The 16,888-nt window shown below is 44.9% G+C and carries 18 protein-coding genes and 1 riboswitch; of the genes, 2 read left to right on the forward strand and 16 right to left on the reverse strand.

Annotated elements, in window-relative coordinates:
* The first annotated feature begins 89 nt into the window (after positions 1–89).
* Positions 90–185: riboswitch (cyclic di-GMP riboswitch) on the forward strand.
* Between the two features lie 118 nt (positions 186–303).
* Entirely contained in the window at positions 304–1,947 is a 1,644-nt protein-coding gene (locus NSU15_RS20710; RefSeq protein ID WP_081389882.1) for a thiamine pyrophosphate-binding protein, read from the forward strand.
* Positions 1,948–1,957: 10 nt separating this feature from the next.
* A complete protein-coding gene (locus NSU15_RS20715) occupies positions 1,958–2,326 on the forward strand; it encodes a carboxymuconolactone decarboxylase family protein (RefSeq protein WP_042129622.1) in 369 nt (122 codons plus the stop codon).
* A gap of 115 nt (positions 2,327–2,441) precedes the next feature.
* Here NSU15_RS20715 and NSU15_RS20720 read toward each other — a convergent pair whose 3' ends face one another.
* The 16 genes from NSU15_RS20720 to NSU15_RS20795 all read right to left on the reverse strand — a co-directional run bounded on the left by NSU15_RS20720 (position 2,442) and on the right by NSU15_RS20795 (position 16,783).
* Complete coding sequence (locus NSU15_RS20720; protein WP_231573845.1) at positions 2,442–2,690, reverse strand: DNA-binding protein; 249 nt, start codon at positions 2,688–2,690, stop codon at positions 2,442–2,444.
* A gap of 14 nt (positions 2,691–2,704) precedes the next feature.
* A complete protein-coding gene (gene glpK / locus NSU15_RS20725) occupies positions 2,705–4,198 on the reverse strand; it encodes a glycerol kinase GlpK (RefSeq protein WP_339287431.1) in 1,494 nt (497 codons plus the stop codon).
* 118 nt (positions 4,199–4,316) lie between these two features.
* On the reverse strand, positions 4,317–5,753 hold the full coding sequence (locus NSU15_RS20730) for an ATP-binding protein (RefSeq protein ID WP_042129626.1): 1,437 nt from the start codon (positions 5,751–5,753) through the stop codon (positions 4,317–4,319).
* Complete coding sequence (locus NSU15_RS20735; RefSeq protein ID WP_036676174.1) at positions 5,754–6,470, reverse strand: response regulator transcription factor; 717 nt, start codon at positions 6,468–6,470, stop codon at positions 5,754–5,756.
* A 77-nt stretch (positions 6,471–6,547) separates the two neighbouring features.
* Positions 6,548–7,810: a cytochrome c biogenesis protein CcsA gene (gene ccsA, locus NSU15_RS20740; RefSeq protein WP_042129629.1), complete on the reverse strand. Its 1,263-nt coding sequence runs from the start codon at positions 7,808–7,810 to the stop codon at positions 6,548–6,550.
* Entirely contained in the window at positions 7,807–9,492 is a 1,686-nt protein-coding gene (locus NSU15_RS20745) for a cytochrome c biogenesis protein ResB (RefSeq protein WP_042129632.1), read from the reverse strand. The genes ccsA and NSU15_RS20745 overlap by 4 nt, the downstream gene beginning before the upstream one ends.
* Positions 9,492–10,013: a redoxin domain-containing protein gene (locus NSU15_RS20750; protein WP_042129633.1), complete on the reverse strand. Its 522-nt coding sequence runs from the start codon at positions 10,011–10,013 to the stop codon at positions 9,492–9,494. The genes NSU15_RS20745 and NSU15_RS20750 overlap by 1 nt, the downstream gene beginning before the upstream one ends.
* A 120-nt stretch (positions 10,014–10,133) precedes the next feature.
* Positions 10,134–10,892, reverse strand: coding sequence for a pseudouridine synthase (locus NSU15_RS20755; RefSeq protein WP_042129634.1), 759 nt, complete (start codon positions 10,890–10,892; stop codon positions 10,134–10,136).
* 20 nt (positions 10,893–10,912) lie between these two features.
* A complete protein-coding gene (locus NSU15_RS20760; RefSeq protein ID WP_042129637.1) occupies positions 10,913–11,257 on the reverse strand; it encodes an N-acetylmuramoyl-L-alanine amidase in 345 nt (114 codons plus the stop codon).
* A 66-nt stretch (positions 11,258–11,323) separates the two neighbouring features.
* Positions 11,324–11,857 carry a spore maturation protein gene (locus NSU15_RS20765; RefSeq protein ID WP_139328549.1) on the reverse strand — a complete coding sequence of 178 codons (534 nt, stop codon included), beginning with the start codon at positions 11,855–11,857 and terminating at the stop codon, positions 11,324–11,326.
* Between the two features lie 7 nt (positions 11,858–11,864).
* A complete protein-coding gene (locus NSU15_RS20770; RefSeq protein WP_042129641.1) occupies positions 11,865–12,530 on the reverse strand; it encodes a nucleoside recognition domain-containing protein in 666 nt (221 codons plus the stop codon).
* 36 nt (positions 12,531–12,566) lie between these two features.
* Entirely contained in the window at positions 12,567–13,766 is a 1,200-nt protein-coding gene (locus NSU15_RS20775) for a D-alanyl-D-alanine carboxypeptidase family protein (RefSeq protein WP_339287432.1), read from the reverse strand.
* A 166-nt stretch (positions 13,767–13,932) separates the two neighbouring features.
* Positions 13,933–14,439, reverse strand: a complete 507-nt coding sequence (ytfJ, locus tag NSU15_RS20780; RefSeq protein ID WP_339287433.1) for a GerW family sporulation protein — start codon at positions 14,437–14,439, stop codon at positions 13,933–13,935.
* Positions 14,440–14,523: 84 nt separating this feature from the next.
* Positions 14,524–15,237 (reverse strand): DUF2953 domain-containing protein, encoded by a 714-nt coding sequence (locus tag NSU15_RS20785; RefSeq protein ID WP_339287434.1) that lies wholly within the window; start codon positions 15,235–15,237, stop codon positions 14,524–14,526.
* Positions 15,238–15,420: 183 nt separating this feature from the next.
* Entirely contained in the window at positions 15,421–16,023 is a 603-nt protein-coding gene (gene scpB / locus NSU15_RS20790; protein ID WP_042129648.1) for an SMC-Scp complex subunit ScpB, read from the reverse strand.
* A complete protein-coding gene (locus tag NSU15_RS20795) occupies positions 15,992–16,783 on the reverse strand; it encodes a segregation/condensation protein A (RefSeq protein WP_042129650.1) in 792 nt (263 codons plus the stop codon). The genes scpB and NSU15_RS20795 overlap by 32 nt, the downstream gene beginning before the upstream one ends.
* Positions 16,784–16,888: the final 105 nt, after the last annotated feature.

Genomic DNA, 16,888 nt, shown 5'->3' on the forward strand with positions numbered 1-16,888 from the left:
CGTCAAAATTCGAGTTAATTTGCGATAATATATTGACAAAGAGTGTCTAGGAATATATTGTAAAGGAAAATTCTTCTTATAAATTTCTAAATTAATATTGGCAAAATCTTCGAAAGAGGATGACGCAAAACCATGGATCTACAGCCTCATTTTTAATCTGAGGCCATGACTGCCAGGTTGCTGAAAACCAAGACGACTGGACTTTTGTTCAGTCTCTATGGCGATTTATGCTACCAACCTGTGCCCTATTTTAGAGCACAGGTTTTCTAGTGTTTGGTTTTAAAATAACAATCAACTTGTGAGGTGTATTTTTTGAAGACAGTCGCAGATTACATGTCGGAAGCACTACGGAACCTTGGTGTTACCCATTCCTTTGGTATCATCGGTAAATCCATTTGTCCTATCGTTCTTAAAATGGTAGATTACGGTATTGAATTTATTCCTGGAAGACATGAAAGCAGTTCCGGCTTCGAAGCAGCTGGTTATGCGCTGAAAACTGGAAAACTAGGCGTAGCTTTTGGCACTTCGGGTCCTGGTGGAACAAACCTACTAACTGCAGCAGCACATGCTAAGGCCAACAACCTACCTGTCCTATTTATTACTGGCCATCAATCTATTAAAGAGCTTGGAATTCCCCAATGTCAGGACTCTACCTCTTTTCTAGCTGATTTAGCTGATATGTTTAGACCTGCCACCTTATATAGCAAGCTTATTGAACGTGGAGATCACTTTAGCACAATCTTTAATCATGCCATATCCATTGCTTTGAGCGGTAATCGTGGTCCCGTTCACCTTTGTATTCCCTTTGATGTACAAACGGAATTGCTAGAGGAATGTAATATTGTAATCCCTGAACGCGAATCACTGGTCAGCCATGCTAATATCGACCGTGTACTTGATGCTATAAATAACTCAAAGAATCCAATAATTATCGCGGGTAAAGGCGTTAACCGCTCAGGAGCACATAGTGAGCTAATTCAATTAGCAGAAACATTTAATATTCCTGTAGTTACATCTCCAGGTGGTAAAGGAGCTATAGCTTGGGATCATCCACTCTATCACGGTCCAATTGGAGTAGGCGGTTGTACCCATGGGGATGACTTGCTGAATCAAAGTGATCTATTTATCGTTCTCGGGTCACGTTTAAGCGATATGACTATTTGTAATCTTAAAAAGGAAAATCATCCTGCAACATTAATTCAGTTTGATAGCGATCCGACTTTTGTCGGAAAAATATTGTTCTCTAAAACGATTCCAGTGACTGGAGATCTACGTGACAATCTAGTTTGCTATCTCAATAATATTGACACGAACAACATCACAAAACGCGAAGCACCGACAAATTCCGATTATACCGAAGAGCCTCCGATTTTACCAAACCTTTCACTTGCATCGGTCTTGAGTACGATGAGTGATTTGATTCCTTATAACAGCACAGTCTTTGTTGATGATGGAAGTCACGGTTTCCATGCTGCGAAATGGTACAAGGTTAAGAAACCTGGCAGTTTTGTATTCGATGCTTACTTTGCTTGTATGGGTAATTCCATCGGGATGGCAATTGGCGCAAAGGTTGCTGCACCAGAAGAAACGATCTTCTGCATTACAGGAGACGGCTGCTTTATGATGCTAGGCGCAGAGATTAACGCTGCTGTCTGCAAGGATATTCCTGTCATATTCATTGTTGTGAATAATAAACAGCTAGATATGGCTCTAAAAGGTATGGAAAAAACTACAGGACGTATTGACGGAACGATCTACGAAGTCCCTATGGACGCTGTGAAATTCGCAGAATCACTTGGTGCTACGGGTTACAAATGTGAGACAGCTGAGGAGTTCGAAACAGCTATCAAGGACGCTGTTGCCATCAACCGTGTTGCCGTCATTGAACTGCTAACAGACCGTGATGAGGTCCCTCCGACTGCTCATCGTACTTTGAACCTAAATTAGGAGGTCACTTATGAAAGACAATGTAAACAGTGGTCTTAACCACTTCACGAATCTCTCAGGAGACTACGGAGCTAAGGCACTGGCTCCGATTAAAGAACATTTCCCTGATTTGGCTGAATTTATTATGGGAAATGCCTACGGCGATATTTTTCAACGCAACACAATCGAAGCTGACTGGAAGGAAATCGCAGTTATCTCTGCCCTGATTTCGATGGGTCAGTTTGATCAATTGGGTGTTCATTATGTCATGGCTCTTCGTGTGGGAGTTACTGTAGAACAACTCAAAGGGATTCTATTACACTTAGTACCCGCAATAGGGGCACCTAGAATCATTACCGCTTTTAATATCCTTCTCGAAACGATTGAAGAAATAAAGTAACTATATGCCGGATGGCAAAATGTAGCATTTGTTATTGAATATTGCAACACAAAAAGCGGCAGGCCAAGGATAATCCTTAGCTTGCCGCTTTTTGTGTTAATCTGTGATGGGGACTTTAGGACTCACTGGCAAAGGACAAACCTTTCTCCGTGAGCGCACGCCGTAATTGATTAAGTGCCTTAGGTCCCATCCCGTGTAACTGCAGAAGCTCTGACTCAGTGAGCTTACTGATTTGGTGAATCTCTGTATACCCAGCACCATGGAGTGCTCGAAGCGCAGGCTTGGCCAATCCAGTCGGAAGATCTGATTCTGATCCGCCAAGCATTCCTGCAGGATCAGTTTCTATATTTCTGTTCTTAGACATATGCATCTCCCTGATCACTGATATCCTTCATGTTTCTCCCAGCCCATGGTACGCGCTACAGCGTCTTTCCAGGCGCTGTAGCGACGTTCACGCTCATCCATACCCATTACAGGTGAAAAGACCCTCTCCGCTTTGTTGAAGCTTTCCAGCTGTTCTCTTGTCCAGACCCCAGAGGTTAATCCAGCCAAAAGCGCTGCTCCCAACGCAGTCGTCTCCGCATATGTAGTTCGAGTAACTTCACTACCGAGGATATCAGACTGGAACTGCATCAGCAAATCATTACGAACAGCTCCACCATCTACACGAAGACCGGTTAATGGCATGCCCGCATCTTTTTCCATAGCCCCTATTACGTCTCTAGACTGAAATGCTAATGACTCTAACGTTGCCCGTACCAAATGTCCCGAGGTTGTACCTCTAGTTAGACCGAATACGGCTCCACGTGCGTACATATCCCAATAAGGTGCACCGAGTCCAGTGAAAGCTGGTACGACGACAACCCCTTCACTGTCCTCAACTTCCCGTGCTTTGTCTTCTGAGCCTGCCGGCTCCGTTATGAGTCCCAGCCCCTCCTGAAGCCATTGTACAGCCGCTCCGGCTACAAATACACTGCCCTCGAGCGCATAATAGAGTTCCTCTCCCATTCCCCAGGCCACAGTGGTCAACAGACCATGACTGGAGACAACGGCTTCCGTACCTGTATTCATCAGAATAAAGCATCCAGTTCCATAGGTGTTTTTGGCACTGCCGGGTTCAAGACAAGTATGCCCAAACAAAGCAGCCTGTTGATCTCCCAATACAGAGTGAATAGGGATTTCTGCACCGAACCACTGTGCATCTGCTGCACCAAATTCACTACCGGACATTCTCACTTCTGGCAGGATGGAGTGTGGTACTCGAAGCTCATCCATTAGCTTTTCATCCCAGCAGCGTTTATGGAGATTATATAGCATCGTACGTGATGCGTTAGTTACGTCAGTGGCATGTATAGCTCCGCCAGTAAGCTTCCAGATTAACCAACTGTCCACCGTCCCAGCTAATAACTCGCCATTATTCGCACGCTCTCGGGCGCCTTCCACATGATCAAGAATCCAGGAGAATTTGGTTGCAGAAAAATAAGCATCCACAACGAGTCCCGTCTTGCTAGCAATAAGTCCCTCTAACCCCTTACTCTTGATCTCTTCACATAGCTCTGCAGTACGTCTGTCCTGCCATACAATCGCAGGATAAATCGGCTTACCTGTTGCTCTATCCCAGATTAGGGCCGTTTCCCTCTGATTCGTAATACCGATAGAAAATATTTCCTGAGGCGCAATCCCGCTCCGAGTAATCGCCTCTCTTGCAGCTGCAAGCTGTGACGCCCAAATTTGCTCTGGGTCATGCTCCACCCAGCCAGGGCGGGGGAAAGATTGTTCAACCTCATATTGTCCTTGTGAGACCATTCTAGCGTCCTTATCGAACAATATGGCTCGTGAACTGGTAGTCCCTTGGTCTAAAGATAAAATCATTTGATGGCCTCCCAAGCATAAACAATGAGATATGTTCCACGATGAACAAGATTAATGTGTTCGTTTCAACAAAAAGCACCTCTGCTGTCAGAGGCGCTATCACACATTGTGTTTGGAATTACTGTTTTTCGACAGGAAGTCTTAGGGTAAAGGTAGTACTCTCACCCAATTTACTGGAAGCTGTAATGGTTCCATGATGCGACTCAACAATATTTTTAACGATCGCAAGCCCAAGTCCCGTTCCACCTGACTCTCCACGTACACGTGCCTTGTCGGCTTTGTAGAAACGGTCAAATATATACGGCAGGTCTTCCTGAGGAATACCGACGCCTTCATCCTGAATCTTAATTTCAAAATAGCGACGTCCTTCTAAGACACAAGTTCCTGTATGAACTGTGATCTTCTTACCGCCCTGTGTATGACGAAAAGCATTATCGAGCAAGTTCGTTAAGACCTGCTCCAGCTTATCTTCATCCGCAGCCTTAAGAACAAGGACATCGCTCTCTTTGTTTAGCTGCAGATGAATATCACGCTCTTTAGCACGTACGGAAAATTTACGGTACACACGTTCAAGCAGTTCATTCATATCTACCTCTGCCTTCAACATATCCGTGTGTCCGGCTTCCATTCGCGCAAGGTCGAGTAAATCCTTTACAAGACGTCCCATACGGAGTGATTCATCATGAATGACCTGAATCAGTTCACTGCTTTCCTCTGGTGAAGTAGCCATGCCGTCAAGTAAAGCCTCACTATAACCTTGCATCATCGATAATGGCGTCCGAATCTCATGAGAGACGTTCGCCACGAAGTCACGGCGCATTTTTTCGAGTCGTACTTCTTCAGTCACATCACGCAGAACAGCAACCACTCCACGAATGCTACCCTCAGAATATAAAGGTGCCATATGGACGGACCACACGCCCTGCCGGACATGTACATTAGAACGCTCATCGCCGCCTTGTTTCAACGTGCTCAAAAATAAAGGACGAAGGGGAGGTGGAACATTACTCTCAGCCGTTTCCGAATGAGGTTCAATATCACTCTCTTGTTCCCACTCTAAATCGCTCCAACTCTCAAGAAGCGATTGACCATGCGGATTGGTCAGAATTATCTGGCCTAGGGTGTCGAAGGTGATTACAGCATCACTCATGCTGCGTAATACACTGGATAGATGACCCTTCTCATGGTGCAGACTGCGGATATTCTCTTCCAACTCCTCAGCCATATGGTTGAAGGAAGTCGCCAATTGACCGATTTCGTCGCTCGTGACAAGCGTCAGCCTTGTTCCGTATTCACCACGTCGAATATTGTTTGCAGCCTCGATGACACGTTGCATCGGTTGAGTGATCTTGGTGAACAAGAACAACGCGAAGAATGTCGTCAAAGAAAATCCGATCATGCAGGTATACATAAATAAACGTTTGATATCACCAGAATTGGCAAAGTTACTGTCGATATAGGGAAGTAGAAACAACCCGAGTGTAATCAGTACGACAGCGACCAGGCAGATGATCGTAACCCACAGCTTACCGACAAGACTTCTCCAGAAGTTCACTTATTTAGGTACCTCAAGTTTGTAGCCTACACCCCATACGGTAGTAATCATCGCCGCAGATTCCGGTGATACCTTATTCAGTTTTTCACGAAGACGTTTAACATGGGTATCTACAGTACGTAAATCTCCGAAAAACTCATAATTCCAAACATCTTTAAGCAATTCTTCACGAGAGAATACTTTATCCGGCGATATCGCCAAATAATGCAGCAGTTCGTATTCTTTCGGTGTCAGACTCACTTCTTCACCGCCAGCAGTAACCCGGTGTGCGTCATGCTCAATAATAAGATGAGTAAATACAATGTTATTACTGGAGTTGCTCTCTTTGGACAAAAATGCAGTTGCCGAAGAACGGCGCATAATGGCCTTCACGCGATAAATCACTTCGCGAGGGCTAAATGGCTTCACGACATAGTCATCAGCACCCATCTCAAAGCCCTGTACACGATTAATCTCTTCGCCTTTAGCTGTAAGCATTAAGACTGGTGTTGACTTGACCCCTCTGAGTCGGGTCAACACTTCCATTCCATCAATGCCAGGCAGCATAACATCCAGCAAAATCAGACCGTAGTCATTTGCAGTTGCTTTACGAAGAGCGATTTCTCCATCTTCTGCTTCATCGATTTCATAGCCTTCTTTTTCAAGATACATCTTAAGCAGGCGGCGAATGCGTTCTTCATCATCCACTACCAGAATTCTGTTTAAATGATCTGCCATTTCACAACAACCCCTTCATCAAATACAGTAGAACGTAACCTTAAATCCATTGTGCTGTGTTAGCAGGTAAACTATGCTCAGTCCGTCCCCGCATAAGAATGAAGTCCGGCGATGACTAGATTAACGCCAACTAAGGTAAACATTACGACTAAAAAGCCTAGAACAGCAAGCCAGGCAGATTTTCGCCCTTGCCATCCACGAGCTAATCGTAAATGAAGATAAGCACTGTAGAAGAGCCAAGTAACGAGTGCCCAGACTTCTTTGGGGTCCCATCCCCAGAATCTTCCCCAGGCAATTTGCGCCCATATCATTGCAAAAATCAAAGCGCCTAATGTGAAAATAGGAAAGCCAATGGCTATCGCCCTATACGTAATCTCATCTAGATCGCCTTCATCAATTCCCTCCATTACCGGGTGAATCGCTGCGCCTAGTGGCTTACGTACGATCAAGCGAAGAATTCCGTAAAGGAGTAATCCTGAAAGAATCGACCAGATTACAGTATTAAACTTCCGGCCAGCATTCACACCATTCATCCATGAAGGAGCTTCAAAGAGAGGTTCTTTCATGCCAAGAAACGACTGGAAGCTTTCAATTTCGCTATTGTGAGGGGCCACAATCGGCGGCATTCGATAACTCACTTTCTCTATTGTACTATTTTCCTGCCCTGCGCTGTCAATCGTAACGTTGGGACGGACAAAAACAGTCTCATAGCCTGCTCCGCGGAAAGCAAAAACTGAACCCAGAAACCCAATTATAACAATGATTGAAAAGAGAGTAAATTCAATCAGCCTTTGTTGTTTACGATCCACCTTTTCTTTACTGGAAAAATTAACAGTCCGCAGCAGATACATCAGCCCTGCCGCAAATCCTACTGCGAAAAAGGACTCACCCAGCGCTGCCAGGGTTACGTGAATCTTGAGATAGTTCGATTGCAGGGATGGAATTAACGGCTGAACCTCCTGTGGAAAAACAGCTGCGTATGCCATCACAATAATACTAATTGGAACTGCAAACAGTCCGAGAATAACCTTACGATAGATCGCATACATCACTGTAAAGGCTACCATAACCATCATAGATAAGAAAGTCATGAACTCATACATATTGCTGACTGGAATATGCCCTGAACCAGCCCAGCGTGTAAAGAAATAAATAAGATGAAAGATAAGACCTATAGAAGATACAATAAAAGCTATTTTACCCCATCGAGCAGTATGCTCCTCTGGCTTGCGGCCCGACCACTTGCGACCCATGATAGCGATAGTGAATAACATAAACGACCCGCTGTATAATAAGAATGCGGCAATAAAGACAGCACTGCTGATATCGAGCAAGCTCATGTGAGGCCTCCTCCATTATCTATTGATTTTTCATCGACTACCATATCTACTTTTTCTAAAATAGAAACGATCTCACGGCGGAAACCGAACCAATTCTTGTTCGTATGTCCTCCGAGTATTAGCTCTCCGTTTACAACGGTAAGCCAGATGCGTCTATGCTGCCAGTAGAATCCAAGGATTAAACCCAGCATCACAATTGCTGCACCTAACCATACAAAAGGCATTGCACGATCAATACGTATATTCAAGTATGTAGTCGATTCCGAAAAATCAACATCGCTCATGTTGTCCACTTCAAGCTCAAGAAATCTATTGCTGCCGCCAAGCTTATCATTAATAGCAACCTGCTGAAACTGAGACTTATCTACCTGCTTAGGAAAATAGAAGTACTGCTGACCTTCCGCTGGCAAATTCGGTCCTTGAATCAAGAACAAGAATGCTGGTGCATTCGGATACGGCGACTTAGATATCGGCTGCCCATCCTCATTTAGTCCAAAATCCATATATTTCTCTTTTAAAGTCATCGTATAAGGTCCCGCTGTTATCGTACGCTGCGGATTCTTCATATCCAGTTTGAATTTACCGTACGACTCCCCTGTGGTGGAATTCTTAAGCACAGGCTGTACGGAACGCAGCACAGGCGTTAAATCATAATCAAACTGATACGCTTTCAATCCTTTATAATCCAAAGGTGAGTTTACTTGGATATCATGTGTTGTCACCTCGGCAAGCTGCGGTTCCTTAGTAGGATCTCCGCAATCTGCGGTACATTTATATAGCACTGCTTTAGTTTGGAATAATTTTGGAAGGATTTTTTTGCCTCGAAACTCCTCAGGCATCTCTTCATCTGTATAGAACTCTACGGTGAATTTCTCGTTTTTTAAATAGTAGGTCGTATCCGGAATCTGTGTAATCTCCCCTTGCGGGAAAGCTAGATGCTGATCCATGTTGAGACCCGGCAATCCTCTTGCCAATACAGCAAGTAAAAAAATAATCAAACCAATATGTATTACGTAAGGTCCCCAGCGGCTGAAGCGGTGCTTCTCTGCTAGCAGAGCTCCTCCATCTGTTTTGACTCGGTAGCCCTTTTTACGCATAGGTTGAACCACCCGAGCAACCCAAGCTTCTGGTTCTTCTTGCACTTCAGTGACTAGCACGGCCTTTTGCCGAGTTAAGAACTGACGATGCTTTCGAATCTTCTGTCTAGTTAATGCCTTATATAGCGGAAGTACTCTGTCCAAACTACAAATGACAAGTGAAGCTCCAATCATTACGAGTAGAGTTACAAACCACCAGGATTCGTATGTATGTGAAAGTCCAAGCTTATAGTAGATGTCCCCTGCTGTTCCATACTCCTGCTTATAATAACTAGATGCATCAATATTAAGAAAAGTACTCTCCTGAGGAAATATCGTGCCCAGCATAGAGCCTAACAGTGTCAATACGATTAGATAAATCGCTATTTTGACGGATGAAAAAAAGTTCCATACGCGATCAATCATGCCTGGATTAACACGCTGCGAACGACGGGCTACACCGTCATAACGCATTTCCAGATTCTCCCCCCAGTCCGATTCTTTGCCAAGCGGTTTTCCGCATGCTTCGCACAGAACAGTACCTACAGGATTCTGGTGGCCGCATTCACATTTGGTATTGGTTATAAAAGCCTCGCGTTCACTCATCAATCCACCAGCTTCCCAATTTGATCATCTAGTGAATCTAAATCAAGCTGGCCGATATGAATGCTGTCAATTTTACCCTTTGGATTAATAAAGAAAGTAGTGGGAAGTGGAGAAATACCATAACTTCGCACAGCATCTCGTCCCGTGTCCATCAGAATCGGAAAATCAATGTCGACCTGCTTCACAAAATTCTCGACAGTCATCTGATCTTCACCTACATTGATTCCTATAACGACTACATCCTTATCCTTCCATTTCTCCCATTGTGCTTGGAGCGCCGGCATTTCTTTTACACATGGTGTGCACCATGAGCCCCAGAAATTCAGCACAATAGCCTTACCCTTATACTCGTCTAATGTATGCCCAAGTCCATCTAGACCTAGCAAATCAATGGCAGGCGCTTTACTACCTTCCTCTGGCTTACCACTTCCACCAAATACAGAGGAGCCAATTGCATAACCACCCACTAGAACGATTAGAAACAGAATTACGATTTGAATTGGTTTTCTCGCTTTACCCACATGTAAAGCCCCCTTCTGTGACGCAACTCATACTTATGTTGTAAGGTGTGAACATCCTATGAACATTATAGCGAATTTAGTCACAGTATTAGGGGGCTCAATTGTGAATATTCTGTGTCTTTATGACTCTTTACGTGGAGTTCTTTCTTTTAGCAATCCTGCTTTAGCAATTTGCTGCAGATGGTTAATTTCATCTTTGGTCAAATGACGGTAGGATCCGCGTTTAAGATTTTGCAGCATAATATCCCCGAAAGAAATCCGTTTCAGACGGATGACGGGGTGTGAAATCGCATCAAACATGCGTCGTACCTGACGGTTACGTCCCTCGTGAATCGTAATGCTGATTACCGCTTCTTTATTCACTTCATCGATATCTTTGTACTCCACTTCGGCAGGCGCTGTCATACCATCTTCCAGCTTGATCCCTGCCTTTAGCTTGTCCAGTGCAGTTCCGTGCGGTATACCCTTGACCGTAGCATGATACGTCTTAGGTACGTGATGCTTAGGATGGGTAAGCAAGTTAGCGAAATCCCCATCGTTTGTTAACAGCAGCAAACCTTCCGTATCGTAGTCCAGACGGCCTACAGGGTAAACCCGTTCTGTAATTCCTTTAAGGTAGTCTGTTACAACCTTACGACCCTTTGGATCGGAAGCACTTGTAATTACTCCTTTAGGTTTGTTGAACATAATGTAGATTTTGTTCTCGCCCCGGATCAGTCTACCGGAGACTTTAATAATATCTGTTGCGGGGTCCACCTTCGTGCCAAGCGTAGTTACGAGTTCCCCGTTGACTTCCACTTTACCGGCCAAAATCATTTCTTCACACTTACGTCTGGACGCCACACCGGCCTGCGCCAAAATTTTCTGTAATCTTTCCATTTTCGACTAGTCACCTCAGATTAATGATAACCATCAGAGGGATAAATCACAAGTTCATTCCATGGAAAAAATGCTCCTGGGCAGTATTTATTGTGGGGTTCGATGATTAAAGGGGAGATTTGGTAGCGCTCTACCAATTCTAGAATGAGTTTACCCGTTGCAAATAGCTGTTCCTTCCTGCCAGATAATGGAGGAATTCCATCTTCCCTGCTGAAATCACCTTCCAAGCAGATGTGAATATACTCCGGATCGGTCAGCAGCGGTGCCGCGTAAATGGCTCCGTCCACTCCAACCCAGAAATCAAAACCTTTGCCGTTAATGGAAGTACAGCGAGACTGATGCAGAATAAAACCTTTATAAATCATAGCGGATTGCCTCCCTCCACATTGCTGAATTAGCATATGTCGAGGAAGGATAGGGGGTGACGCCGCCTACCCAAAAAGCAGGAGACAGACCGCGATCGCTGCAACGAAACCAACGACATCGGAGAATAGACCTACCTTAAGTGCGTAGCGGCCGTTACGCACGCCTACGGCGCCAAAATAAACGGTTAATACATAGAGTGTTGTATCCGTACTGCCCTGTATGGTAGAGGCGATCATGCCGATTAGAGAATCTGGACCATGAACGCGAATCAGATCTGTGGTATAAGCTAGCGAGCCTGTCCCTGTGAGGGGCCGCAGAAGGCCAAGTGGCAGTACTTCTGGAGGGACGCCAAGCCCTTGCAGAGCAGGAGATATAAATCCCATGAGGAAGTCGAGTGCACCCGATGCACGAAAAACGCTGATCGCTACAAGCATCCCCACGAGATGGGGAATAATCGCGATTGCCGTACCAAACCCATCCTTTGCCCCTTCAACAAACGACTCATACACTGGGACTTTACGCGTATAAGCATAGAGCGGGATGAACGTAATCATGACCGGAATCGCCCATGCCGATATGAGACTGATTAACTGGTACAAGTCATGCTCACCCTTTCAAAGAAGAATTAGGCAGCGACGTCTTGGCCAATGAGGCAGAACCAGACTTTGCTGATGGCGGCTTTGGAGGTTTGCGCAGCAATGTCATCCTTCGGAAGAATCGGTCAGCCGCTATCGCCGCAAGGGTCGCCACAGCTGTTGCGGCGAGGGTCGTGCCTACTATTCCCGCAGGATCTGCCGAATTGTAATTCAATCGAATCGCAATTAATGTCGCGGGAATAAGCGTAATGCTTGCCGTGTTAAGCGCAAGCAAGGTACACATAGCTGGCGTGGCCGTATCTTTATCGGGATTGAGCTTCTGTAGCTCCTGCATCGCCTTGATCCCCATAGGTGTAGCCGCATTGCCTAGTCCAAGCAAGTTAGCGCTCATGTTGGAGAGGATATAACCGATCGCAGGATGACCCTTCGGCACATCTGGAAAGAGGAAGGATACAATTGGACCAAGTATCTTGGCTATTTTTTTAAGCAAACCAGCATCCTCTGCGATCCGCATAATTCCAAGCCAGAATACAAGCACACTTATTAAACCGAAACTTACTGTAACCCCACTCTTTGCTCCGTCGAATACGGCGGCTGTAAATTCATCCATTCTGCCGTTAACGGCGGCGAACAGAAAACCGATGATGATCATTCCTAGCCAAATCCCGTTAATCATGGATACGCCTCCCTCTTCATTATTCAGCCTATCTGCTTACTTGGAGCTTTCCCCCAATTTAAATAACGCCTTCAGTGCACTTCCTAAAGCCTGAAACCAATTATCCGCAGGATAAGTGTGTGCTTGGGTTGCACTATATTTTTTAGTATAAGCGGATTCCTCAGGTGGTAAGGACTCTCGTGTATACACCGGAACCCGACCTATTTCTTTGTCACCTAGATTTAGAACGAGAACCCCTTGCAGTCCAAAGTTTGATCTTACAGTTTTAGCTGATGCTGCAGGCATCTGATTTAGGACAAGTTTGGTGGTCACTCTATCCTGTTCGCCTTGTCCGAGAGGATAGGCAAATTTTTTAGCTGTCACGAAGTCATAACCGCTTACGGGATCCTCACGTTCGATCAATGTCCTTAGCGGATAGTGATTAAACCCGAAGTTTAGTAGTGAAGCATGATCATTCCAGTCGTCGCCATCATTTATTGTCACTGCGACAAGCTGCTGACCGTTTCTAGTCGCCGAGCTGACAAGGCAGCGTAGCGCTTTTTTGGTATACCCTGTCTTTACACCGTCCGCTCCCTCATATAAGTACAGCATTTTATTCTTGTTTCTCCATTTGTAATCCCATTTCTCATTTGGATTGTCTGCAGTTTTCTCCTGCGTCTTCACTATTTGCTTAAATACAGGATTATGAAGAGCATAAGCCGTCAGAACGGCTAAGTCGTTAGCACTCGAATAATGGCCTTCAGCATCAAGACCATGCGGATTAGCAAAATGAGTATTCTTCAATCCTAGCTCTTCAGCCTTATTGTTCATCAGGTATACAAACCCTTCTTCAGATCCGCCAATATGTTCAGCAATCGCTGTTGCTGCATCATTCCCTGAGCGCAGCATTAGACCATACAACATATTTTCCAGCGTCATCTCTTCTCCTTGCTGTAAATAAATTGAGGAGCCTTCTTTGGCGAAGGCATTTTTGCCAACTTTGACTTTGGATGCTAAATCACCATTCTCAATAGCGACGAGGGCGGTCATTATTTTAGTCAGGCTGGCAATAAGCATAGGCTCATCTCCTCGACTGCTATACAGAATACGCCCGGATTCCACATCAATCAGCGCTGCTGCCCTTGCATGCGTAGATATGGAGCTGTTCTCTGCATGGATCAAGGTTAGCGGTGTCAGAAGAAACAACACAATGCTCAGTAATAAGGCGATTGGAAATTTACGGGTTATTGTCTTCATATTTATCCTCCGGATTCTTATCGGTTCTTAAGTAAAGTCATTCATTTCTTGCTTATGTTGTACAAGTGTATGCGGACCAGCCTTAGGGTATGTCCTCTCCACACAAAAAGGGACACCGCCTGATGTAAGGCGATATCCCCGAGGCTATTTGAACAATTATGTGTACCTAATGTGTTGAAGATTGGGATGTACTTGGATCGGGTTTAGGAGGTGCTTGTGATGCTTGCGCTTGTGGTGCTTGTGTAGCAGTTGCCCCAGCTTGACCTGAAGAACTGCTGCTGCTTTGGAACATGGTCTGGATTTTGTCGATGAGCCCAGGCGTGGCATCGATAATTTTTTCGAACAAATGCGTTTGATTGTCGAGTGGCACAATGTTTACCCCATCCTTACCAACCACTAGAAAAGCAATTGGTCTGATGGAGACACCGCCCCCACTACCGCCACCAAAAGGAAGCATTTTGACACCGCCTTGGGAGCTGGATCCACTTATAGAATCCTCTACTCGATAATCACTACCCCCTGCAGCAAATCCAAAGGCCACTTTACTAATCGGGAGAATAATACTACCGTCAGGTGTTTGTACCGGATCTCCAACAATCGTATTAACATCTACCATACCCTTGATATTTTCCATCGCTGTTTGCATTAGGCCCTGAATAGGATGGTCGCTCATATTGTTTCCTCCTTTGATTGAGTACGATTTCTCATGCTTCTACAGCGCTTATCATCCCCACATCCACACATTTGTATGTAACTTTCATTCTAAACTTTGCCCATGAGGCTCCCTGCGCATCCGTTTTAGTAACTTTCTCCATTTACTGATTCCCCCTGTCTCTCTCAAGACACGTAGAAGGAGCTTCATTGATGCGTATACGGCATAGGAAACGGACATTTTTCCCTCACATACGAACTCCATTGAAAAAGAATGCTCATCTTGAAAAACAGGCTTCACAAACACTCGTGGATTGTATTTCAATTTGACCCACTGTGAAATAAATCCAACGATGCTCCACTTCAATCCCCATACGGCCCCTGATACTATGGCAGTGTCAGCTGCATCACCAAGTGAGAAATCCGTGGACCAGTCGAGCTTTGATATTTTGACATGAGATACAGTTTCCTTAAACCATTTTTTCAATCCGCGTGTAGACTTCACTGCTAGTTGTATATTGTCTCGCCAGTGCTCAAATCTTTTTTTATCGAATTGCTCTTCCTTTACAGTATCAACACCTGTAGTCGCGGATCCTGTCTCTTTAAACTTCCCGATCACACCTTGCTCCAATCCTTTAAAGACCAATCGGGGCAGTTCATAGTGGAGTTTGATTAGACCAAAAAGAGTCTTAACATCTAACTCGAGCAGATCATTTTTGTCATGTTTATAGCACCGGATGCGGAAATCGATAGATGAAGACAGAACCAGGATCATTGCCAACAACAGCAATCCGAGGGGAATTCCAAGCCATAACGTCACGTATTTACCTCCAAGAAACCGAAATAATGGGAACCTTTGGTTTAGTATGGCAATTTAAGCTGGAAAAAATTCGGGGTTTGGATAAAAAAGTGCCTCTTCAAAAAAATAGGGACAGCCCATAAACCATATGAATGGTTTATGGGCTGTCCCAGCAATATAAATAATTGCGGAATTACAAAAAAACTAAGGTTCCTCTATATCCTCGAACGTCATTTGAGTATCCAGCTTATTGAACAATAGCTGCGTTTCCTCTTCCAAATTATCCGTGGATTCGAAGTTTGATGGTTCTGGCAATTCATTCAGACTTGCAAGGCCAAAACTTTCCAAGAATGATTTAGTCGTGCCATACAAGATTGGACGTCCTACAGCTTCCGCACGACCTACCTCATGGATCAAATCCTTATTATTCAGCGTATGAATTGCACGTTCAGATTTCACACCTCGAATTTCTTCGATCTCCACCCGTGTAATCGGCTGACGATAAGCCACAATCGCCAATGTCTCTAATGCGGCTTGAGACAAAGTGGATCTAGATGGGGAATAAGCCAAACGCTCAAAATAATGGGCATGTTCAGGCAATGTAGCCAGCCGGTAATTCCCGGCAATTTGGACTACCTGTAACCCCCGCTCCTGAGTCACATAATCCTCTTTCAGTTCTTCTAATGCTCCAGCCGCAAGCTCTGGCCGCTGCTCCGTAATCTCGGCGACTTGCCGTACGGAGATTCCTTCATCACCTGATAGAAACAACAGGCCTTCAATAATCGATTTCAGCGTTTTGTAATCCATTGAAGTGTTCTCCTCCTCTCCACTCCATTACGATGTCTTCAAACAATTTCTCTTGGTAGCAAAAAATCGCCTTCATTTTCATTAGTTCCAGAATCGCAAGAAAAGTAACTACAATTTCGTGTCGCGCCATTTCATCGTGAAGCAGTGCTGAGAAATGGAGCCTTCCGCCCTTTCCTCTGCGCTGCAGCGCATCCGATACATCACGTATACGATCTTTTACCGATATTTCGTCCCGGGTGATCCGCTGGTAAGAAGACCTTCTTGCCGCCTTACTTAGTGCTTTACGGAAAGCAGCTATAAGGTCGGAAGTATGTAGTCCTTTTAGCGTATGGTCGATCTCTTCAGGCACGAATGGACCCAGATCCTCCGGTTCCTTCGTAAAAATCAAGCTCCGCTCGCTCTCCATATCCATTAAATGAACAGCAATACTCTTGAATTTACGATACTCAATCAGTCGCTGAACGAGCTCAGCTCGTGGATCAAATTCATCTTCCTCGTAATATTCAAAATCATCGATCTCAATGACCGGTGGTTTGGGCAGCAATAGCTTGCTCTTTATAGATAATAGGGTTGCAGCCATCACGAGAAATTCACTCGTAATATCCAGTTCAAGCTCCTGCATACTTCGCAGGTATTCCATATACTGTTCGGTGATCTCGGCGACCGGAATGTCCTGGATGTCGATTTCCGCCTTATCAATTAAATGCAAAAGCAGATCCAGCGGACCTTCAAACGTTTCCAGCTTGTACAATACAGTCACGAAGCATCCTCCCGCCAAAAAAAGTAAAGTGCAGCGCCCAAAGGACGCTACACAAGTAGAAAGGGCTTTATAATCCATGCTTTCTTCTTATACTATAAATAAGCA

This window comes from Paenibacillus sp. FSL E2-0201 (genome assembly GCF_037963325.1).
In the GTDB taxonomy this organism is placed as follows: Bacteria; Bacillota; Bacilli; order Paenibacillales; family Paenibacillaceae; genus Paenibacillus_AQ.

What these genes read in the sequence shown, in the direction of transcription:
- NSU15_RS20745 (WP_042129632.1), bottom strand. Translation starts at nt 9,492, where the DNA reads ATGAGTGAACGCGAGGCTTTTATAACCAATACCAAATGTGAATGCGGC.
- NSU15_RS20755 (WP_042129634.1), bottom strand. Translation starts at nt 10,892, where the DNA reads ATGGAAAGATTACAGAAAATTTTGGCGCAGGCCGGTGTGGCGTCCAGA.
- ccsA (WP_042129629.1), bottom strand. Translation starts at nt 7,810, where the DNA reads ATGAGCTTGCTCGATATCAGCAGTGCTGTCTTTATTGCCGCATTCTTA.
- NSU15_RS20775 (WP_339287432.1), bottom strand. Translation starts at nt 13,766, where the DNA reads ATGAAGACAATAACCCGTAAATTTCCAATCGCCTTATTACTGAGCATT.
- NSU15_RS20720 (WP_231573845.1), bottom strand. Translation starts at nt 2,690, where the DNA reads ATGTCTAAGAACAGAAATATAGAAACTGATCCTGCAGGAATGCTTGGC.
- ytfJ (WP_339287433.1), bottom strand. Translation starts at nt 14,439, where the DNA reads ATGAGCGACCATCCTATTCAGGGCCTAATGCAAACAGCGATGGAAAAT.
- scpB (WP_042129648.1), bottom strand. Translation starts at nt 16,023, where the DNA reads ATGGATTACAAAACGCTGAAATCGATTATTGAAGGCCTGTTGTTTCTA.
- NSU15_RS20735 (WP_036676174.1), bottom strand. Translation starts at nt 6,470, where the DNA reads ATGGCAGATCATTTAAACAGAATTCTGGTAGTGGATGATGAAGAACGC.
- NSU15_RS20770 (WP_042129641.1), bottom strand. Translation starts at nt 12,530, where the DNA reads ATGATTAACGGGATTTGGCTAGGAATGATCATCATCGGTTTTCTGTTC.
- glpK (WP_339287431.1), bottom strand. Translation starts at nt 4,198, where the DNA reads ATGATTTTATCTTTAGACCAAGGGACTACCAGTTCACGAGCCATATTG.
- NSU15_RS20715 (WP_042129622.1), top strand. Translation starts at nt 1,958, where the DNA reads ATGAAAGACAATGTAAACAGTGGTCTTAACCACTTCACGAATCTCTCA.
- NSU15_RS20760 (WP_042129637.1), bottom strand. Translation starts at nt 11,257, where the DNA reads ATGATTTATAAAGGTTTTATTCTGCATCAGTCTCGCTGTACTTCCATT.